The 19356-nt window shown below is 62.1% G+C and carries 18 protein-coding genes; 6 read left to right on the top strand and 12 right to left on the bottom strand.

From position 1 onward, the window contains the following. Positions 1 to 197 precede the first annotated feature (197 nt). The gene (locus I41_RS01480) at positions 198 to 779 is read right to left on the bottom strand and encodes a hypothetical protein (protein WP_145430293.1); all 582 of its coding nucleotides are present in this window, start codon (positions 777 to 779) and stop codon (positions 198 to 200) included. A 329-nt stretch (positions 780 to 1108) separates the two neighbouring features. After that, on the bottom strand, positions 1109 to 1594 hold the full coding sequence (tadA, locus tag I41_RS01475; protein WP_261342472.1) for a tRNA adenosine(34) deaminase TadA: 486 nt from the start codon (positions 1592 to 1594) through the stop codon (positions 1109 to 1111). 127 nt (positions 1595 to 1721) lie between these two features. On the opposite strand from tadA, the gene I41_RS01470 reads away from it, so the two are divergent. Continuing rightward, positions 1722 to 2150 carry a VanZ family protein gene (locus tag I41_RS01470; protein WP_145430289.1) on the top strand — a complete coding sequence of 143 codons (429 nt, stop codon included), beginning with the start codon at positions 1722 to 1724 and terminating at the stop codon, positions 2148 to 2150. Here the strand turns inward: I41_RS01470 and I41_RS01465 are convergent. The 9 genes from I41_RS01465 to I41_RS01425 form a co-directional block, all read right to left on the bottom strand. Continuing rightward, positions 2144 to 3118 (bottom strand): UDP-glucuronic acid decarboxylase family protein, encoded by a 975-nt coding sequence (locus I41_RS01465; protein ID WP_145430287.1) that lies wholly within the window; start codon positions 3116 to 3118, stop codon positions 2144 to 2146. The two genes, I41_RS01470 and I41_RS01465, sit on opposite strands and share 7 nt — an antisense overlap. A gap of 150 nt (positions 3119 to 3268) precedes the next feature. After that, entirely contained in the window at positions 3269 to 3583 is a 315-nt protein-coding gene (locus I41_RS01460; protein ID WP_145430285.1) for a thioredoxin family protein, read from the bottom strand. A 146-nt stretch (positions 3584 to 3729) separates the two neighbouring features. After that, the gene (dnaE, locus tag I41_RS01455; RefSeq protein ID WP_145430283.1) at positions 3730 to 7338 is read right to left on the bottom strand and encodes a DNA polymerase III subunit alpha; all 3609 of its coding nucleotides are present in this window, start codon (positions 7336 to 7338) and stop codon (positions 3730 to 3732) included. Positions 7339 to 7583: 245 nt separating this feature from the next. Then, entirely contained in the window at positions 7584 to 8960 is a 1377-nt protein-coding gene (locus I41_RS01450; protein ID WP_168206603.1) for a vanadium-dependent haloperoxidase, read from the bottom strand. Between the two features lie 378 nt (positions 8961 to 9338). Next, on the bottom strand, positions 9339 to 10016 hold the full coding sequence (locus I41_RS01445) for an FHA domain-containing protein (protein ID WP_145430280.1): 678 nt from the start codon (positions 10014 to 10016) through the stop codon (positions 9339 to 9341). Between the two features lie 571 nt (positions 10017 to 10587). Beyond that, the gene (locus tag I41_RS01440; protein WP_145430278.1) at positions 10588 to 11007 is read right to left on the bottom strand and encodes an Hsp20/alpha crystallin family protein; all 420 of its coding nucleotides are present in this window, start codon (positions 11005 to 11007) and stop codon (positions 10588 to 10590) included. Between the two features lie 298 nt (positions 11008 to 11305). After that, positions 11306 to 11701 (bottom strand): HNH endonuclease, encoded by a 396-nt coding sequence (locus tag I41_RS28420; protein WP_145430276.1) that lies wholly within the window; start codon positions 11699 to 11701, stop codon positions 11306 to 11308. A gap of 2 nt (positions 11702 to 11703) precedes the next feature. After that, positions 11704 to 12012 (bottom strand): hypothetical protein, encoded by a 309-nt coding sequence (locus I41_RS01430; protein WP_145430274.1) that lies wholly within the window; start codon positions 12010 to 12012, stop codon positions 11704 to 11706. Between the two features lie 20 nt (positions 12013 to 12032). Then, positions 12033 to 14792: a hypothetical protein gene (locus I41_RS01425; protein WP_145430273.1), complete on the bottom strand. Its 2760-nt coding sequence runs from the start codon at positions 14790 to 14792 to the stop codon at positions 12033 to 12035. 264 nt (positions 14793 to 15056) lie between these two features. Between I41_RS01425 and I41_RS01420 the strand changes: the two genes are divergently transcribed. Then, entirely contained in the window at positions 15057 to 15353 is a 297-nt protein-coding gene (locus I41_RS01420; protein WP_145430271.1) for a (2Fe-2S)-binding protein, read from the top strand. A gap of 616 nt (positions 15354 to 15969) precedes the next feature. On the opposite strand, the gene I41_RS01415 is transcribed toward I41_RS01420, so the two are convergent. Then, complete coding sequence (locus I41_RS01415) at positions 15970 to 16323, bottom strand: hypothetical protein (protein WP_145430269.1); 354 nt, start codon at positions 16321 to 16323, stop codon at positions 15970 to 15972. 110 nt (positions 16324 to 16433) lie between these two features. Between I41_RS01415 and I41_RS01410 the strand changes: the two genes are divergently transcribed. Genes I41_RS01410 through I41_RS01395 form a run of 4 tightly spaced genes read left to right on the top strand, consistent with a single transcriptional unit; the run spans position 16434 to position 19352 of the window. Then, positions 16434 to 17129, top strand: a complete 696-nt coding sequence (locus tag I41_RS01410; RefSeq protein ID WP_145430267.1) for a hypothetical protein — start codon at positions 16434 to 16436, stop codon at positions 17127 to 17129. Between the two features lie 6 nt (positions 17130 to 17135). Beyond that, the gene (locus tag I41_RS01405; RefSeq protein WP_145430265.1) at positions 17136 to 17834 is read left to right on the top strand and encodes a hypothetical protein; all 699 of its coding nucleotides are present in this window, start codon (positions 17136 to 17138) and stop codon (positions 17832 to 17834) included. Between the two features lie 33 nt (positions 17835 to 17867). Continuing rightward, positions 17868 to 18620 (top strand): hypothetical protein, encoded by a 753-nt coding sequence (locus I41_RS01400; protein ID WP_145430263.1) that lies wholly within the window; start codon positions 17868 to 17870, stop codon positions 18618 to 18620. Then, positions 18621 to 19352, top strand: a complete 732-nt coding sequence (locus I41_RS01395; protein ID WP_145430261.1) for a hypothetical protein — start codon at positions 18621 to 18623, stop codon at positions 19350 to 19352. It abuts the gene before it with no gap. The last annotated feature ends 4 nt before the right edge of the window (positions 19353 to 19356 follow it).

Here is a 19356-nt window from a genome sequence, read left to right as displayed (position 1 = left end):
TCGGCCCGACGGCGCCGCTGGAAGTGTGTCTGCACGAAGAGTGCGCGAAAAGCGGCGGGGCTTCTAGCAGAAACCCAGAGATTGCGCCAAGAGCAGTTCGGCGACAAGAAGGCGGCGGGGTCGGCGCGAACGCATGAGCTAGCAGGGCCTGCGGACCATGATTCAGCAAGCGTCAACGCCGTGCGAAGTTCGGCCGATTACTTCTGCCCGCGGACGCTGCGAATCTGCACCTGCGGATAATAGCCGCCCGGGTTGGCGTAGACGCCGCCATTGTTTTGGTAGACCGATGCGTGTCCCGTGGGAGCGCGATCTTCCGAACCGGTAATGTCATACGGCGGCTTGGCCGCGATCTCATTGAGTTGATGCTGCATCTTGGCGTTCTGCATCATCAACTTTTCGTTCGCCTTTTGCTGCTCGATCTGGGGGCGGACGTGATTGAAATAGTTTGACGTCGTCGAGGTGAACGGGTTGTCCGCCAACATGCCGAGATAAGGCGACGAGCTTGGTCCTTGACTCACATGCGAGAACGGTTTCGATCGGCCTTGGCCTTGGCCATTCATCGCTCCCCTGAACAGGCCGCGATTGACGTTCGAAAAATTATACTGCGGCACCGAGCGATTGTAGATTTGGCTCTTGACGCGGTCGCTGGTGAACGTCGCCGCCGAGTTGTGATTCTTAAGGGCATTCAGCTGCGCTTGAGAGTAATTGGCCTGCTGCTGTGCATGCGCCTGAAGGGCGAACATTGAAGTTAACGCCACTGCCGCCAAAAATGCTCTCATGGTCGACTCCGCGGGCAACGTCGCGCCGGCTTGTTGGATGGGCTCAGATCTCGTTTGATTCTATCCTTACGTCTGCGGCGGGACAAACTTAGCCGTTGGCGAAGTCGCCAGCCAGACGCAAGGCAAGCTTCCAGTTTGATCGCAGCGCCAGCGCCTGTCAGCCATTTTCTCGACCGCTTCGCCAGGATCTTTTGGCCAATCGCCGGGAAAATCGGCGCCATTGGAGCGACAATCGCACCCGACGACTTCCCGTCCGCCGGCGCGATCCGGCCAATCCTTTCCGCGGGCGCCGCCTGGACTCTCTGGGCCGTTATTTCGCTCAAGTCGCGTCAGCCGCCGTCCGGTCGCCGCCGGTCTCGACGCTTTCCTCGAAAGAACTCTGACAGAACTTGGCCGCACGGTTCGCTCAGGACGCCCTCGACGACCTCGACCCGGTGGTTCAGCCGTTCGTCCTCCAGCAGTCGATAAAGACTGCGCACCGCGCCCCCCTTCGGATCGAGCGCCCCAAAGACCACCCGTGGAATCCGCGCCATCACGATGGCGCCGGCGCACATGGGGCACGGCTCCAAGGTGACGTAAAGCGTGCAGTTCTCCAAACGCCAGCTCTCCAGCGCCGACGCCGCCTGCGTGATCGCAATCATCTCGGCGTGCGCCGTCGGGTCCCGCAGCGCTTCGCGCTCGTTCCGAGCGGCCGCCAGCACGCGGCCCGCCGCAACGATCACGGCGCCAACCGGAGCTTCATCCGCTTCGGCCGCCGCCGTCGCCTGTTGCAACGCGAGCCTCATGTACCTTTCATCGTCCGACAGACTTCCCATTCGCATTGACTCGCAGAGGTTTGATTCCTATCCGACGGGGCGTCGTCCCATTAGACTGTCGAATCGCCCCTAAAGACTTGGTCGCAATCGATCCCCCCTCGCTTGCGACGTCTCGCCCTTCTTCGCCATGACGCCCGACGCCCCGCCGCCCCGCACCGATCGGCTTCAACGCATCGCCTCGCGCGCGCGGACGCTGGCGATCGTCTATTTTGCGCTGCTCTTCATGGGCACGCACATCCCCTCCTTCGGACCCGGCGGCCCGTCGTTCTCCGACAAGTGGGCCCACTTCGCAGGGTATTTGCTGCTCACCTATCTCGTTCTTGCCGGTTGGGAATTGACGATCGGCATCCTTGGCGCGCGACACTACTTCGCGGTTTGGCTTGCCGGGGTCATTTACGGCGCCTTCGACGAGTGGACGCAGATTCCCGTCTGGCGGACCTGCGACATGAGCGACTGGGCCGCCGACGTGCTCGGGGTCACCATCGGCATCGTCGTTTATCAATTGTTGCGACCGCTCTTGTTCGCGGTGACTGGACGCGGCGACGGCGATCAATAGTTGGGCGTTGGCGCACGGTAGTCGGCGACGTCAATCGACCGGAACCACTTGATCGTTTCCGCCAGCCCTTCGCGCAGCGGCGCCTTCGGCTCCCAACCCAACTTCGCTTTGGCGAGCGTGATATCTGGCCGCCTCCGCGTCGGATCATCCGCCGGCAGCGGCCGTGTGACCAGCTTTGACTTCGATCCGGTCAACTCAATCACAAGCTCCGCCAGCTCGCGAATCGTGAACTCGCCGGGGTTGCCGATATTCACCGGACCGATGAAATCGTCGGGCGCCGCCATCATGCGGACAAAGCCCTCGATCAGATCGTCGCGATAACAGAAGCTGCGGGTCTGCTCGCCGTCGCCGAAGATCGTGATGTCTTCTCCCGCCAGCGCCTGGCGAATGAAGTTCGACACGACCCGGCCGTCGTACGGATGCATCCGCGGGCCGTAGGTATTGAAGATCCGCACAATCCGGACGTTCACGTTGTTCATGCGGTGATAGTCGACGAACAGCGTCTCGGCGGCGCGTTTGCCCTCGTCGTAGCAAGCCCGCGGGCCGATTGGATTCACCGAACCGCGGTAACTCTCGACCTGCGGGTGAACTTCCGGGTCGCCATAAACTTCGCTCGTCGACGCCTGCAAGATCTTCGCCCGGCAGCGCTTGGCCATGCCGAGCATGTTGATCGACCCGATCACCGACGTCTTCATCGTTTTGATCGGATTGTACTGATAGTGCCCGGGCGCGGCGGGGCAGGCGAGGTTGTAGATTTCGTCGACTTCCAGATGAATCGGCACCGTGACGTCGTGGCGGATCAGCTCGAAATTCGGCTTCCCCAGCAGGTGCTCGACGTTGCTCTTCTGGCTCGTGAAAAAATTGTCGAGGCAGAGGACGTCGTGCCCTTCGGCAACCAGGCGTTCGCACAGGTGCGAGCCAAGAAACCCGGCGCCGCCGGTGACGAGAATCCGTTTGATGCGCGACATGCGTGAAAACGCTTTCCGATAAAGTGATCCGCCAGCCAAGTAGAGCGGTCTGCCGCTCGGCATGGCCCCATTTTAATCGAGAAGCGACGCGGAGGTCAGGGCGCCGTCGTGTGCCGCGTGTCGCAAAATGCGGCAATTCCCAGCAAGTAGTTAGAGTTGTCGCAGCAGGGCCCGCACCGCATCGGCGGTTTCAGGGCGCACCGCACGAGCCGCTTCCGCCCCGTCGCGAAGGGCAATCAGCGTCGGCCAAAGCTTGACGCGGAAGGAACGCCCCAGCGGTCGGCCGGGGCCATCTTCGACTTTGACGTGCTCGACGCCGGAAAACTCCGCGAGCGCCTCCTCAACCGCCGGCGCCGCCAGCTGGCAGTGGCCGCACCAGGGGGCGCCGAACTCCAGCAGTTTCAGTCCCGTGGATGAGTCAAGTTCATCTCTCGTCGGACCGGGGTCGAGGTAGTTGTTCGGCATGATGAATGGCGGCTTCCATTAATTGCAAAAAGTCGCATGGAATTCAAAAGAGGCGACGGCTGCTCGTCGACGCCGACTGGCTCTGTGTCTAGAGCCTCAGGCCATTGCGAATCTTGCGCCTTTTCACGGCTACCCCAGCCAATGCGTTACGTACGCGCCGGTTGTCGCGATCGTCGCCCATTCTGATCGGCTCCCGACTGCATCTTCGGCTTCGTCGCCTGCAGCGCCAAACTCCCGGGCCCGAGCAATCCCTCAACGCGCTCGCGCAACTCAGGATTCAATTCCAACCCCGGCCATTTGCTGTCGAGCCACACCTGCCCGCCAGCCGCCAGGTCGAGCCTGAGCCGCAGCTTCTTGTTGCCGGGATAGCCGCGCAAGATTTCGCGCAGCTGCTCCAGCCCGCGCTGTCCATGCTCGGCTTCGCGCACGCGAATCATCACGCCCGTGGCATAGCGTTCTGAAAGTTCGCTGAGCGGAATCAGTTCATCGACGATCAGGTTGACTTCCTCGGCTCCGGGGCGGCGGTCGATCTTGCCGCGGACGCCAAGAATTGCGTCGGCGACGACGTGTTCGCCGCAGATGGCGAACTGCTCGGGCCAGAGGATGCAACGGGTGATGCCGTCCATATCCTCCAGGTCCCACATCGCGTATTTCGTGTTGACGCTGCCTGGGCGGGGGTTCTTGGTGTGCGAGAACTTGATCGCCGCGATCATGCCGCCGAGCAGCACTTCGTCGCGGTGGGCAAGGGCGCCGATCGTCTTGCTCGTGTGGGTGCAAAAGGTTCCGAGCGTCTGCTCGAACTCCGCCAGCGGGTGGCTGGACAGGTAGTAACCCAGCACTTCCTTCTCTTGCGTAAGCTGCTCCTTCTCGGTCCAGACGTTTACCTCCGGGAGCGACGCCGCCGTGGCGGCCTGTTCCTCGTCGTCGTCCTCGTCAAAGCAGAGGCCCTTTTGACCGGCCCGACGGTCGGCGACGACGGCGGCGCCCGCCTGCAGCGCCTTGTCTAGGACGGCCATGTATTGGGCTCGGTGGCCGCCGAGTTTGTCGAAGGCCCCCGCCTTGATGAGCGATTCGATCGCCGCCCGGTTGCAGAGCGAGGCGTCGACCCGTTCGCAAAAATCAAAAATACTCGTGAATGGTCCGTTCTTCTTTCGCTCGGCGGCGATTCCCTCGGCAGCCGCGCCGCCGCATGTCTTGATCGCACTGAGGCCAAACACGATCTTGCCGTCTTCCACCGTGAACTCGGGATCGCCCTGATTCACGTCAGGCGGCAAGACCTCGATGTTCATCCGCCGGCAATCTTCAATATGTTCAACCAGCGGATCCTTGCTCTTAAAGTTGCGGCCCGAGATATCGCACGACAACAGCGCCGCCATGAACTCGACCGGGTAGTGCGTCTTCAAGTACGCCGTCATGTACGCGATGAGCGCGTACGCCGTCGAGTGACTCTTGTTAAAACCGTAGCCGGCGAACTTCTCGATCATGCCGAAGAGCTCGTCCGACTTTTTCTCATCCAGTCCCAGCGACTTGGCGCCGTCGATGAATTCCTGCTTGTACTTGGCGATCATCGGCAGCTTTTTCTTGCTGATCGCCTTAATGCAGGTGTACGCGTTGGAGAGCTTGATCCCCCCCAGCTTGTTGAGAATCCGCATGACCTGTTCTTGGTACACCATCACGCCGTGCGTTTCGGCGAGAATCTCTTCGGTCACTTCGTGCGGATACTCGGCCGGCTTACGGCCATGCTTCACTTCGATGTATTGATCGACCATGCCGCCTTCGAGCGGACCTGGCCGGTAGAGGGCGTTCGTGGCGATGATGTCGCGGAAGTGGTCGGGCTTCATCCGCTGGAGCAAGTCGCGAATGCCGCCGCTTTCGAGCTGAAAGATGCCCTTCGTTTCTCCGCGACAGAGCAACTGGAACGTCGGCTTGTCGTCGAGCGGGAACGCGTACGGATCGATCCGCACGCCGCGCGACTTTTCAATGAGCGCGACGCTGCTGGCGAGGATCGTGAGGTTGCGCAGGCCGAGGAAGTCCATCTTCAGCAGGCCGGCTGCTTCGACGTCGCCCATCGCCCACTGGGTGATGACGTCGGTCTTGCCCTTCACATGCTGCAGCGGCACGAACTCATCGACCGGCCGGGCCGCGATCACCACCGCCGCGGCGTGCGTGCCGACGTTGCGCGCGAGACCTTCAATCTTCTGTGCGAGGTCGATCAGCTCACGAACTTCGTGATCGCCCTCGTAGGTCTTCTTCAGCTCGTCGCTCGTTTCGAGCGCCTTCTTGATCGAGATGCCAAGCTGATCGGGCACCATGCCGACGACTTGGTCGACGCGGAAAATCGGCATGCCGAGCGTGCGGCCGACGTCGCGAATCGCGGCCCGCGCCGCCAGCGTGCCGAACGTGCCAATCTGCGCCACGTTTGCGTCGCCGTATTTCCGTTTGACGTAGTCGATGACCTCGCTGCGGCGTTCCTTGCAAAAGTCGATGTCGATATCAGGCGCCTCGAGCCGGCTTTCGTCGAGGAACCGTTCGAACAGCAGGTCATACTCCAACGGGCAAACATGGCTCAGCTTCAGCGCGTAACAGACGAGCGAACCGACGCCTGAACCTCTCGCCGTGCAGGGGATGTCGTTCTCGACCGCGAAGCGCACGAAGTCCCAGACGATGAGGAAGTAGTCGTAAAACCCGAGCTTGTTGATGACGCCGAGCTCGCGATCGACCCGATCCATCACCTCTTTGGAGAGTTCCCCCGCCGCGCTCCACCGGTCAGGGCGTTTGGCGTAGCGCTCCTTGAGCCCGGCAATCACCAACTGCCGCAGATAGTCTTGCGAATTGGTTTCCTTGGGAACCTCGAACGTGGGAAAGTACCGTTTGCCGAGTTCCAGGTCGATGTCGACCGAGTCGGCAATCTGCTGCGAACGGGCGAGCGCTTCCTGCTGGTCGGGCAGGGCGGTGAACATCTCATCCGCGCTACGGAGGAAGAACTGGTCTCCCTCCATTTTCATCCGGTTCGTGTCGGTGCGAAACTTCCCCGTGTTAATGCAGAGGAGTACGTCCTGCGCGACCGCGTCGTCCTGTCGCACATAGTGGGCGTCGCTGGTCGCCACCAGCGGCAGTCCCATGCGGTTGGCAACCTCGATCGCCGCCTCCTTCGCGAGTCGCTGAATCTCCAGGCCGTTGTCCTGAATCTCGATGAAATACCGGTCGCCGAAGACGTTGTGGAACCACGCGGCGATCTCGCGGGCCTTTTCGATTTGCTCCTCGACCAGCCCGCCGCCGACTTTGCCGGAACTACTTTTCAGCAGCGCGCGGCTGAACTCGCCGCTCACGCAGCCGCTCAGGCAGATAATTCCTTCGGAGTACTCTTCAAGCAGCGCACGGTCGATGCGAGGTTTGTGATAAAACCCTTCCAAATACGCTCGGCTCGCCATCTTGATGAGATTGCGAAAGCCAATCTTGTTCTTCGCCAGCAGCGTGAGATGGTACGTCGCCTCCTTGCTGCTCAGTGCGCCGCTCTTATCAAACCGACTCCCCGGTGCGACGTAGGCTTCGTACCCCAGGACCGGATTGATGCCCGCCTCTTTCGCCGCCTTGTAGAACTCGAGCGCCCCGTACAGATTGCCGTGGTCCGTGAGCGCCAGCGCGTTCATTCCCAGCTCTTTAGCGCGACCGACCAGCCCTTTGATCGGGCTGGCGCCGTCGAGAAGACTGTAATGGCTATGGCAATGAAGATGAACGAACGACGGCGCGGACAAAGGAAGCCTCCTGCATGCTCGGACAACGAACGCCCGTCATTGTACCGCCGCAGGCAGCCGCGGCTCAACGAGCCGCCGGAGCGGTTCAAAATACTAACCGCCAAGGCACGAAGGACGCGAAGAAACACAAAGGAATGCAAGGAAGGAGAAGAGCGAGAAATCGGGCGACGAAGCCAGTCGCCTTGCTAATCATTCCCTGTCTTGTCTTCCTGAGTGCGTCTTTGTGCCCTTCGTGCCTTGGTGGTTCATCTTTCTTCCCGCCGGCGCGACAAGGTCGCCGCAACCAGGGCGATCGTCAGCAATCCCGCAGCGGCAGGTTCCGGCACCGCTTGAAACGCGTTCGCCCCGACCCAATCGGCAATGTCGTTCCCCAGCTGGATCCCATCCTCGGCGTCGAAGATCCAGTGGACCCCCATGTAGACGCGGCTCATGCCATTCTCCGATTCCGCCTGGCTGAACGAGGTGAACGATCGCGTCGTGTTTCCCGACGGCATCGATTCAGCGGAATTGAGAACGAAGTTCACGTCGTCCGTGCCGTAAAAATCACGCAGCACTTCGTACAGGGCGCCCCCCATGGTTGCGTGCCCCGAAGGCCAGGCGGGGAAAGGGGGCGTGAAATCATCCGACCAGTCGTTCGGATCATTGCCGGGCGCGCCAAGCGGCTTCCAATCGGGATCGCCCTCGGTCGCGTCGTTGCCGTCGGCGCTCCCTGCGCGAATCGCCGTGACGGGCCGCCAATAGTTGTCCTCGAATTTCGCATCCCACGCCGCCGTGGCCGCGTCGGCCATGGCGACCGACGCCATGGCAAACAACCGCGCGTTCTCGCGTTCGGTGTTGCCCATCGCCAGGGCGATATCCTGCAAGTTGCGATCGAACAACACCGGCGGCGGCCCCATCGCCTGCCGGTCATAGGCCCAAAAGATAGCGATGTCCGTCTGGTCGTCGGTGCGCGTCGCGCTGTTGAGGCTGCCCAACGCTTTCACTTGGTTGAACGCCTCGGCGTACTCGTTGCTATCGAGCGCCGGCGGCGGATCCATCGGGAACTGGTCGCTGCTGGTCACAATGAACGGCTTCAGCGTTCCCCAAGCCGGGCCCCATGCCGATTGATTCGGATGAAGAGGATCGGGTCGCCATTCGCCTGGGTTCGTTCCCGGCGTGTAGGGAACGACAGCGTCGGCGTTGTCTCCGGTGCGCCAATCGATGTAGGTCTGCGCCGTCTGATTGCCGTAAGCGATGCCCGCGGTTTTGGCGGGTCCGTCGGGGATGGCGTTGAGCTTTGCCGCGATGGCGGCATCCAGCAGCGGCTGCTCGCCAGGATAACTGAACATCAGCGTCTGATAAGCCGCCTGTGCCACCGCCGCTTGCTGCGATGCTTCGGCGGGCGCGAGCGTCGTGTGCTTGAATGGCTGGTGCGTTCGCTCGAAGCCCATCAGCACGTCGTACATCGCGCTGTTGGTAATCGCCATCGCGCGCGTCGACCACCCCGGATTCGCGTGGCTCGCATTCTGCTGCACCACGGCTCGAATGGTCGCGTTCCAGTCGAGGATTTCGTCGGCGTGCGTCGCGGCTGCCGCGAGAATACAGGCGAACGCCGCGATTGTGTAACCAAGTTGTCTCATCATTGAAGTCATCCCATCAATGCCATCTCTACGAGCCGCGACGGACAAACATCTGTCACTGGCGCGAGCGAAGCACGAGCTGCGGCGCATTCGTTTCGCGAAAAGCGCCATCCGCTAGAAACGACCCGCATAAAAACTGCGAAGCGAGCCGAAGACCGAATAGATCAAGAGGCCAGGGTCAAGCGATCAGCAACACCGCGGCAAGTGAGAGAGAACGCAGGCCGATCCCCCCGATCGACCCCGCGGCGTGCATCATCGTCCTGCGGGCGGCGGCTGTCAAGAAAATCGGGATCAACCCAGAGGTCATTCTGAGCGGAGCGAAGCATTTAGCCCCTCGCGACGCCAGATTCCTCGCTCCGCCCAGAAGGGCCGAACGTCGGCTCACTCCCCCTCAGGATCGCCGATCGCCCGCAGGTATTCGGCCAGCTGCGATTGGACGTCGAGCAGTTCCTGCCACTGCATCAGGGGAATCACCGCCTTGGCCTGCTGCTCGTCGATTTCGGCCGTCTGCACGAGCTGACGAGTCCGGAGGTGGAGATATTCCAAAATCTCCGAGACCTGCGCCGCCTGGCCGGGGCTTAACTGCGTCGGAAGTTCCGGAGGCGCCGGTATGTGCAGCGTGCTCTGCAAGTCCTCCGAGGCCCCGATATGGAGTTCAAAGCTGAGGGACTTCGAGTCCACCCGCTTTGCGAGTTCTTCGGCCATCAACTCACTCGTCTCGGAAATGCCGTCGTTCCGCAATTCCTCGAGCCGATGGGCAATTTGGTCTCGGGTCCCGAAGAGGAGAACCGATCGGCCGACGGAAATCACATCGCCAAATCGCAGGATCCGCAGTTGCGTATCCTCGCCGTTAACGCGTGTGCCGTTGGTGCTCTCGAGATCGGTTAGGACCAGCTTTCCCTGATCTTCCTGGATCTTGATATGGAAGCGGCTGATCCGCTCGTCATTGAGCTGAACCGAGTTCCCTTCTTCGCGGCCGATGGTCACCGGAGCTTCGAGTTCCTCGAAGATTTGGCCTCGGTCGGCGCCGTCGAGCACCCGTAAAGTCACGCGTGTCATTACCGCCGGCGACGCCGCCTCTGCTCTCGATGATGTTCCCATGGTCGCTCGGCGACCAATGACGGTAGCCGGCCCTCATTAGCGCTTATAACACGCCGCCATTCAAGCGGCAAGCAAAACCGGGCAAGGAGGGAAGTGGTCGACATTCGAAGCCGAAACGACCGCGCCAATGCCTCTCACCGAACGGCCCCCGAAGCCATTCAAGAGTGGAAAAGGGCAATTTCCGTACCCAACGCCCCCGCGGCCAGCCGCCGAAATCCGCCGGTCACAGCCCGAACGGAACGGCTTGATTCGCGGCGAGACTAACCACGAAGGCACAAAGGGCACAATGACGCACGAAGGAATGCAGAGAAAGGGGCGAGGAGGAAGCCGAATGGCGACGCCAGAGCATCCCTGAACTTCCTGTCCCTTCTTCTTCCTTAACGCGTCTCTCTCGCCTTCGTGCCTTGGCGGTTTCCTGTTTCCGACCTCCCCGCTCCGGCGGTTCGTTGAGCCGCGGTTACCAACGACAAAGGCCGCGGCATGTCTGCCGCGGCCTCGTCTACATTCGCCAACGTCGTCGCGATCAAGATCACTTGATCTCGATTCGCTTCGGCTGAGCTTCTGGCTTCTTGGCCACGGTGACGTGCAGCACGCCGTTGGTCAGCTCGGCCGCGATCGAATCGACGTCGATCGACTCCGGCAGAGCGACAGTCCGCGTCACCTTCCCGTAGCGGCGCTCGTCGACCAAGCCGGACCTCTGGTCCTCAGGGGCCGGACGCTCGGTCGTGATCCGCAGCGTTCCTTTATCGTAAGTGATGTCGACTTGCTCACGGCTGACGCCCGGAACGTCGAGCTCCACATGGTACGAGCCGCTTTCTTCCCAAACGCTCGCTCGCACATGAAACGCCTGAACGCCGCCAGCGTGCTGAAACAACGGTCCGAAGACCGATTCAAACTGCGAGAGATTGGCGGGCAACAGGTCGCGAACACGGTTGGTCGTCGTTCTCATAATATCCCTCCTTTAACGTTGCTGCGTATTTGAACTGGTGTCTGCCTTACCGGCCGCGGTCCGGTGGTGAGCAGGCATTGGTGGTCGACTAGCGAAATAGCAAGGAGCGTGCCGCGACCGCGGCTTCGACGTGTCCCCCTGCGCAAGTTCAAATTCGATGAGGGGTTAGAAAATGACGCGAGGAAAAACGGGACGACGAGCGTCACTTTGGCAGCCGCCAAGTTGGCAATGACGCCTTAAAACGGCCCGAAAAGACTGTCATTTTGGCGCCGCATTCCAGCTCGTGGGCGCGACTTCGTCAAAGCTCGCCAAGGTCTCCCAGCCGCCGCCGCAATTCAATTCGACTGGAGCTGTTCATTCCCAGCAGTCGCGCGGTCGCTCGCCCGATTGCCGTGATCCCGACGATCCTGCCATCGTCCATTAGAAAGTGCTCCGACCATAGCTGTTTACGGGGGTGATAGAGCAGCACGGGATCGCCGGAAGTGGGATCGATGCTCCCGAGGTTCGGACCCTTGTTCAAATTACAGCGACTACAGGCCCAACAGAGATTTTCGATCTCAGAATCGCCCCCATGCTGGCGGGAAACGATGTGCTCCACATGAAAAGGCCACTCATCGACCGCCTCTGGCAGTCTGCAATATTCGCAACGACCGGTCGCTCGCGTTCTGACAAATTCGCGAACTTCCTTCGCCATGATCACTGGTCCGTCTGATGAGCCAGCGTCAATCGAGCCTTGGCTTTGAGGATCGCAATCATATCGCCGGCATCGACGTAGGCGCGATACTCATCTCTCTCCTCGTCCGAGAGGATGCCTTCATTCGCCTTCCGACCGAGTTCCTCGATCCGCGCCACGTCCGTCGGCATCGGCTTCACGGCCAAAATCGCGCGCGCGGATTGCGGCGTCAGCGCCAAGGCCACGGGCTCGAGGTATCGATGCAGGAAATCGCTGGTAGACATGATCGTTGCAGTATACCAGCCGACTTCGACGCCGGCGACGCCGTCCATTATTGACCCGGAGGCCGCACTTACCTCACATCCACCGTCCGCGTCCGCCACGCAGTGCGGTTGGGCAGCGCGGGCCCGATCGATACCGCGACCCAGCCGTCGTCGATCACCAGCTGGGTGACCATCAGTCCGGCAAAGCGCGGGTCTTCATTCAGCTTCGCCGCGAGCACGGGCAGCACCTGATCCTTCGGCAGCATCTTGCCGAACACGCTATGCAGCACCATCCGCGGACCGGTGCGCAAGTGGGCTCCGCTGAACTGCAGCGACCCGTCGCGGACCAGCTTCAGCTCCAACCCATCGACCTCGGGCCGGAAAAAGGCATGCACCCCAACGCCGCGGATGTTATCGCGGCCATGCCGTAGTTCAACGATATTCAAGATCAATTCGATCCGATCGCCGTGGCAAATGATGCGTACGGCGTCATTCTTGGCAAATTCGACCTTCGCCGCCTTGGGCAGATCGGCCGGCGGCGCTTCCGCATGGCGTCGGATCTTTTCCGACAGCGCCTGATGCAACTCGGCGACCGTCATTCGCTTACCGTCCAGGTCGAGCCCGCGCAGCGCGTTATTAAACGCCGACTCGTGCAGTTGGAAGCTCGCCAGGCTATCGGAGGGCGCCGACGGGCGCGGCGTATGGGCGCCCAAGTGCTGCTCGGTCGCCAGTCGCAAGCGCGCCTGGACGCGATCTTCGGTCGTGCTCATGTCCACCGGTTCGGCGACGATGGCAAACCGCGTCATCGGCTCCAGAATGTGCTCGCGGAACCTTGCTTCGAAGCTGGCCAGCTTCGGTTCCGTCTCCGCGTCCATCCGCTCGCGGGCTTCCTTGGTGACGCGATGCTTCACCTGCGCGACGGCCTGCCCGCGGCTCTGCTGATGCTGCTCGCGGGCGACGTTTTCGACGATGGTTCCCAGAATCGGCACCGAGCTGAAACCGCTGTCGATCCCCACCAGGCTCGTCCGCCCGTCGGCCTGCGCCTCGGCGGGCCAGGCGTGCAGCCCGAAGCGGTTGATCATGATCAGCTTGCGGGCTTCGTACTCCATGGTGCTCCGGTTGCGCAGCTTGGCGGGCCACGTTTCGGAGACAGTGTGCGAATTGACGTTGCCGGCCGCCTCAAGCCCGATTCGCCACACGGTCGGATCCGGAATCAAGCGGACGTGGACCTGCGTATCGGTTTCAGAACGCCCCCGCACGTCGGCGCCGACGATCCGGCTCCGCACCGGCGCCTTGCGGACTTCTTGCGGCGGAATCATTCGGTTCATCAACTCGCCCGAGAAGGCGACCCGCATGTTCGCATTGCGGTAATTGCGATTCAATTCGTCCGCCAGCGCTTGCAGACGCGGGTCGGCCGACCACTTCATCCGCAGCCGGAGCTCCGCGATGGCATCGGCGTCGTGGAGGGCGCCGGTCGCTTCGTATCGTTCCATGAACGCCGCTAGGGTATCGACCGAAGCTTCGCCGCTCGCCCACGGGCGCAGTTCGACGGCCAGGTTCGAGATTTGCGGCTGGGCCAAAAATTGCCGCTGCGCCGCCGTCAGCCACGGGTCGTCGATGCGCACCAGCACGTCGCGCGCCACCGCGCGCCGCGACTCGTCGTAATCGTCGCCCCCGACGCTCGCGAGCCCAGCGACGTCGTCGATCCGCAAGTATTCCCGCCATGTGGCGCCTTCTTCCGAGCCCGCCGTCAACGCAGCGACCTCGCCTAGCGCCTGCAGCAGCCCCCCGTTCTGGTTGAGCGCATCGCTCAGCGACGCGGCCTGCTGGCTCATGAACTGTCGGTCGACCAGCAGCGTCCAAACCGGCAGGCGGCGTTCCAGCGAACGGCTCGCTCGCACCCACGAAGACTTGTCCGCGGGACTGGTCACCTGCAGCGCCTGGTTGAATCCATGCTGAGCGAGCTGACGCAGCTCGACAATGGTCGGCTGCCAATTGTGGTCGGCCGGCGCCGGTACGTCAGTCAGTTGCTCGATGCGCGCCAAAACGTGTTGCGCCCACGGCGACGCCGGCGAGCCGGCCGCCAGCGCTTCGAGTTGGGCAATCAGCGCCGTCGGACGATGCTGCAGCGCCGGCTTCGCCAGTGGCGCGAGAGGCTCCGTCGGTCGCGGCGGATTCGCGTCGGCAAACACCTCCGGTCCGCCGGCGATCCGCATTTCCTTCGGCGGAATCATGGCCAGGCGATCGTGCTCGCTCTCCACCACCACCCGCATCGGGCTGGTGAAGGTCAGCGAGTTCTCGACGCTCGGTTCGATCGGCCGTTCGCCGGCCGGCGTCGCGGGCGGCTGGGCGGTCTGAGCCTGGCGAGCCTGTTCCACCATCGCCAGAATCGCGTCGCGCACCTTCACCAGCGACTGCTTGTTGAAGATCGTCGGCGCCGCCGGCGGGGCCGCGTTCTTGATCAGCACGCTGCGGTTCTTCGCCCGCAGGCTGAATGGCTCGACGGCGGCGACCTCTTGTTGCGTTTCCTTCTGCTCGACCAGCGGTTCGTCGACCGCCACGTAGTCGTCGGCGAAGACCATCGGACCCGAAAGCTCGGGCTCTGGCGCCGTCGGCGCGGCCAGCGGCGGCACGGTCGGGTAGAGCGGCGCCGGCGGTTTGGCCGGCTTCTGCGGCGCGGCGGGAGCCTCGGTCGGAGCGTGCGACTTGCCGTCGGCCGCGGCGCGCAGCCGAGCCGTGCGCGTCCGGTGCCACGACCACGGAGCGGCCAACGTCAACAAAAACAGACCTCCCAAGGCGACCCAGTAGGGCCACCGCGGGCGTCGTCGTTTCCAATGCATGTCGCTCATCGGCCTCCCTGCCGCCCGCTCCTCGCCCATGCGTGGGAGCGAATCTGATGCTCGCCAACCAACGAGGCGCATGGCGTGGCCCCGTGGTCGCGAAAGCTGCACGTCCTAATGATCGGCCGCCGATGCCGTTCAGCTTGCGAAGAGATTGCCGCAACCGCCGGTCCCCCGCATGGTGCTAGCTAGGAAAATCTGCTCTGCTGTGCGAAGCTGCGGCGGGTCTGCGGATTGCAAAAACCTCGCGTGCAGCCAGAAGCGAGAAGGCCCATGGAACTCGACGACGAACTCTGCCTCTGCTTCCATGTGAGTCGGCGGAAGGTCGAGAACTTTATTCGCATCGAACGCCCTCGCCGGGCCGGCCAGCTGGCGGAGTGCTATGGCGCCGGCACGGGTTGCGGGTGGTGCCGGCCGTTCTTGCAGCGGCTGTTCGACAAGGCTCAACAGCCCGCTGACGCTGCCCTGCCTGACAACCTGCCGTCGGCCGCCGAATATGCCCACAACCGGAGCGACTATGTCCGCGCCGGCGGCGGGACGCCTCCTCCGGGGGCGACGCCGATTGAGTAGCCGCGGGTCAACCACCCCCCGGACCGGCGAGAAAGGCGAACCACCAGGGCACGAAGGGCGCCAAGGAAGAGAAATGGTAGGGAAGGCTGGCTTCGTCGCCTGGTTTTTCGCTCTTCCTCTTTTTTTCGCATGGTCACGGCGGAGTACCGTCGAGACCATGCCACGCTCGCTGCTTTCTGTCGCTTGCGGTCGCTTGGCGTCAAATCGATTTTTGGCGACAGAAATCGATCGACGTTAAACCGTTGCACGATTGCTATTTACGTGGACGACAAAATGGAATTGTGTCGTTTCTGTCGCGACAAAAACGTGCTCGTGTCGCCCGGTTCGACATGGGAAATCGGCTTGTGCTGGCGCATATCGCCACGCTGCCTGCCTCGAATGAAAACCAGTTGGCGAAGCTTTCGCGATGAAGTTGCCAAAGAACGATTCAATGAACGGATGTCCATTATCTCGATTTGAGTGGCCAAAAGCAAGCTGCAACCTGCTCGATTATCATGGCCGTCGGCGATGGGTGGCATGGTCTCGCCGGTACTCCTTCGTGCCCATGGGGAGTGAGTTGGGTCTTCCGGCACTTCTGCATGCTCACGCCTGGGGGGGCGAGAGCATACCCAGGGAGTCACCGGCGGGCGAGTAGGTCGCCCGTCCGGCAGGCCAGGTGATAGAGCAACGTCATCGCCAAGGCCGCATCGAGCCCGGCGAATAGTCCCCAGGCGAGCGACGAATCCATCGCCAGGTCGACCTGCGACATCACCGCCAGAATTCCCAGCGGCGTGTAGATCAGGGCCGCGAGAATCAGCAGTTCGCGCCGCTGCGAGACGTTCAGCACCGTCCCCCAGGCGACCAGCGCGATCGCTCCAGCCAAGGGCACGGCCGACCAAAACTGAGCCAACACCACGATCGCCACTCCTGCCAGGAGAAGTCGAACGCCAATGCCGGATTCGGCCGCAGAATGAAGAGGGGCGTGAGCCATACCCTCATTCTGATTGCGGTTGCATTGGCGTCTAGAAAATTGCGGAAAAGTTTGCGCGACCGAACCAGCCGCCGCCCCGTCGCTACCGGGGCGTTACAATCGGAACCGCCATGTCCGATGCACAGATTAAGCCGCTGCCTAATTCGACGTTCCGCTTCCCTCTACGGACGGTGCTGGCGACGACAACTGCGCTGGCGCTGCTGGCTGCGGCGACGGGCGCGCTAGCCAGACGCGCGCCGGTGGAGTCTCGGCCGAGTGTGCTCATTCAGTGGAGCTTAGACGTCGCAGGCATCGCTTTGGCGGTCGGTTGGCATTGGCGACAGCGGCGCGGAGACGTCCACGCGGCGGGAGAAGTACATTTCGTCCTACGTCAGGCCAAGCCATTGTGGAATGCATGGAGAAGGTTGCCGTTGCTTTGGACGCTCTTTCTCTTAATACCCGCCAATCGTTTGCTGGAGACAATCAACTCGGTTCAAACAGGGCTGCCGAAATCGTGGGGCCCAACTGCCATTGAAGGTTTGATCATGCTGCCATTCATTAGCATCGCAGCCTCGCAAATCTTCAATTTCATCATGTCGCTCCGGCCGGTTTGCCTTGCCGAGAATGGTTTGCTTGCGGGCGATGAGTTTATCGGCTGGCATCAGATCAGTACCGTGCGCTGGCACGCCTTGGTTCGCGATCAGTTGCAGATCTCGACTTGGTCAACGACTGTGCGTTACTCACTAATTGTGCCGCCCTCGTTGCGCGATAAGGTTGAATCTTTACTTCGTGCGAAAACGCGCATTGCCGATACGTCTGTTGCTTAGATCGTCATGTCCGAAGAATTGAATCCTCCGCCGCCCGATCCGACGATTCGTTTTCGTTTGCAAACGATTCTGGTCGTGACGACGATCTTCGCGGTCGCGGCTGCGATCGCGGCGCCGTATTGGCGGCAGCAAAGCGGCCCAGCTCAAACGAGATTGATCGTCTATTGGACGGTCGTTCTGTTGTTTGGCGCCTACGGCGGATGGCTGAATTGGCGTCAATCGTGGCAACTGCCGGCGGGAGCCGGTTCCGTTGCTTGCGTCGGCTGGGCGACGGGGCGGCGGCGTTGGCATGTCGCGGGAAGTCCGCTGGTGATGTTTTTTTCGCTCGTCGGAATCGTCGCCATCGTTGGAAGCCAATCGACGGTCATCGCGCGGGGCCGCGATAATCTGACGTTCGGCGGCGTTCCGTTTGCTCCGCTGCTGATGGGCGGGGCGCATGGATTTATGCTCGGGGGATTCGTCCTTTATTTCCTCAGGCGACCGATCTACCTGTGCGAAAATGGCGTCTACGGCGCCACTAGGGCTCCTTGGAAGTTCATTCGCCACGCCGAGTGGGTGGCCGATCGACCGGGGGTGATGAAACTTCGGCGGCTGGACGGCGATATTTATCTGGATGTGCCGAATGACGTGCGCGGCGAGGTGGAGGCGTTTGTGCGCGGGAAGACTTTGTCAATTGATGACTTGCCGCTTCGCCACCCGGTTTGAAGAACCGGGGGCTAGGTGAAGACGAAACTGGTTATGTCCAATTTACTTCGTGACAACTCGGATGATGCGACGGGCGTTCGGTTTCGGTTGCCGGCTCTGTTGGCGGCGATGTCGCTGTTAGCGCTGCTAGCGGCGCTGGCGGGTCCGTATTTTCGGCGGCAGTCGTTGGAAGTGCAGCAGTCGTTGGCCGCGTACTGGACGCTCACGCTCGTGATCGGAGCGTCGAGCTTCGTGAGGCGCTGGCGGGCGATGATGACGCCCAACCCGTTGATGGGCTGCGCTCACTGGCGCGTGACGCTCCTTCGCCGACGACCATGGCGCGATGTAGCGGTGCGAGTCGGCGCACTGGCGCTCATTTTGCTGTGGCTTTCGTCAGGGACCCGACACGTCACGATGCTGTCGGATCGTTTCGCGTCTGGCACGACGTTGCAATGGCTGGGCGTCGCCGCACGCGGCATCGTAATGGGCGTGATACTTGGCTACGGGCTGCTGCCGCTGCTGCTCAAGCGGTCGGCCTTCCTCTGCGAGCGCGGCGTCTGGTCGCTGCGGCGGGAGGTCGTCTGGAGCAAACTGAGCGCCTGGCGATGGGAAACCGATCGGCCGGGCGTTCTTAGGCTCACCGAGCGCCTGGCGCCTCGCGGCGACCTGCTCCTCGCCGTCCCCGCTGAGCTCCGCGACGCCGTCGAGGCCTTCATCCGCGAGAAGACGGAGCTGACGATTCCAGATCCAAAGGCGCGAGTTGCCGTCGTCCAAGAAGCCGATGACGGCGAAGGCGAGGCGGTTTGAATGAGGAGCGACGCCGAACTGCATGCCTTTGAGCCGACCGCAGCTTCGTCGCCGCCGGAGCCGGGGATGCGGTTCCCGCTGCGCGCGATGCTGCTCGTCACCAGCGGCGCGGCGCTACTGGCGGCCGTGCTTGGGCCGGCGTACCGCGCGGCGGCCCCGGAATCGCGTGCGACGCTGCTTGCCTTCTGGCTGACGCTCTTCGCCGTCCTCGCCGCTTATCTGTGGTTCCAGTGGCGCGGTCACACGCGGCGGCTGGCGATGGCGGGGCCGATTCGCTTTGCGTTGCGGCGGCCCGATCTGCCGAACGCCTCGTTTGTGACGATCATCTTCGCGTGGGGGCTGCTGCTTTTTTCGCTCCTGGCGATCTATACGTTTACGATTCAAGTGATTCGCCGGATCAACCCTTCGGAGAGCATCGTCGGAATGAGCGCCGGAATCTATTTCGGCTTCTTGCTGGCCTCTGCCCTCCACTTCATTTATCGACCGTTCGTTCACGTGAGACCGGTCTTGCTCGGCGAACGGGGCATCATCGTACGCCGCCGCGTACTACCCTGGGACAGTTTCAAGCGAGCCTCCTTTCATCACCTGCTCCCAAATTGGCTCATGCTGTACGGTTGCGAACGGACCTACTCCGCCGTCGTGCCTCATGCCATGAAAACCGACGTCGAGGCGTTCGTGCGGACGAAGATGCGGTTTGAGAAGGACGAAAGAAAACTCGGCCCCGGCTTTTAGGCAA

Source organism: Lacipirellula limnantheis (assembly GCF_007746075.1).
Classification (GTDB): domain Bacteria; phylum Planctomycetota; class Planctomycetia; order Pirellulales; family Lacipirellulaceae; genus Lacipirellula; species Lacipirellula limnantheis.
Note: the sequence above shows the minus strand (reverse complement) of the source record. Positions and strands in the feature narration are given on the sequence as shown.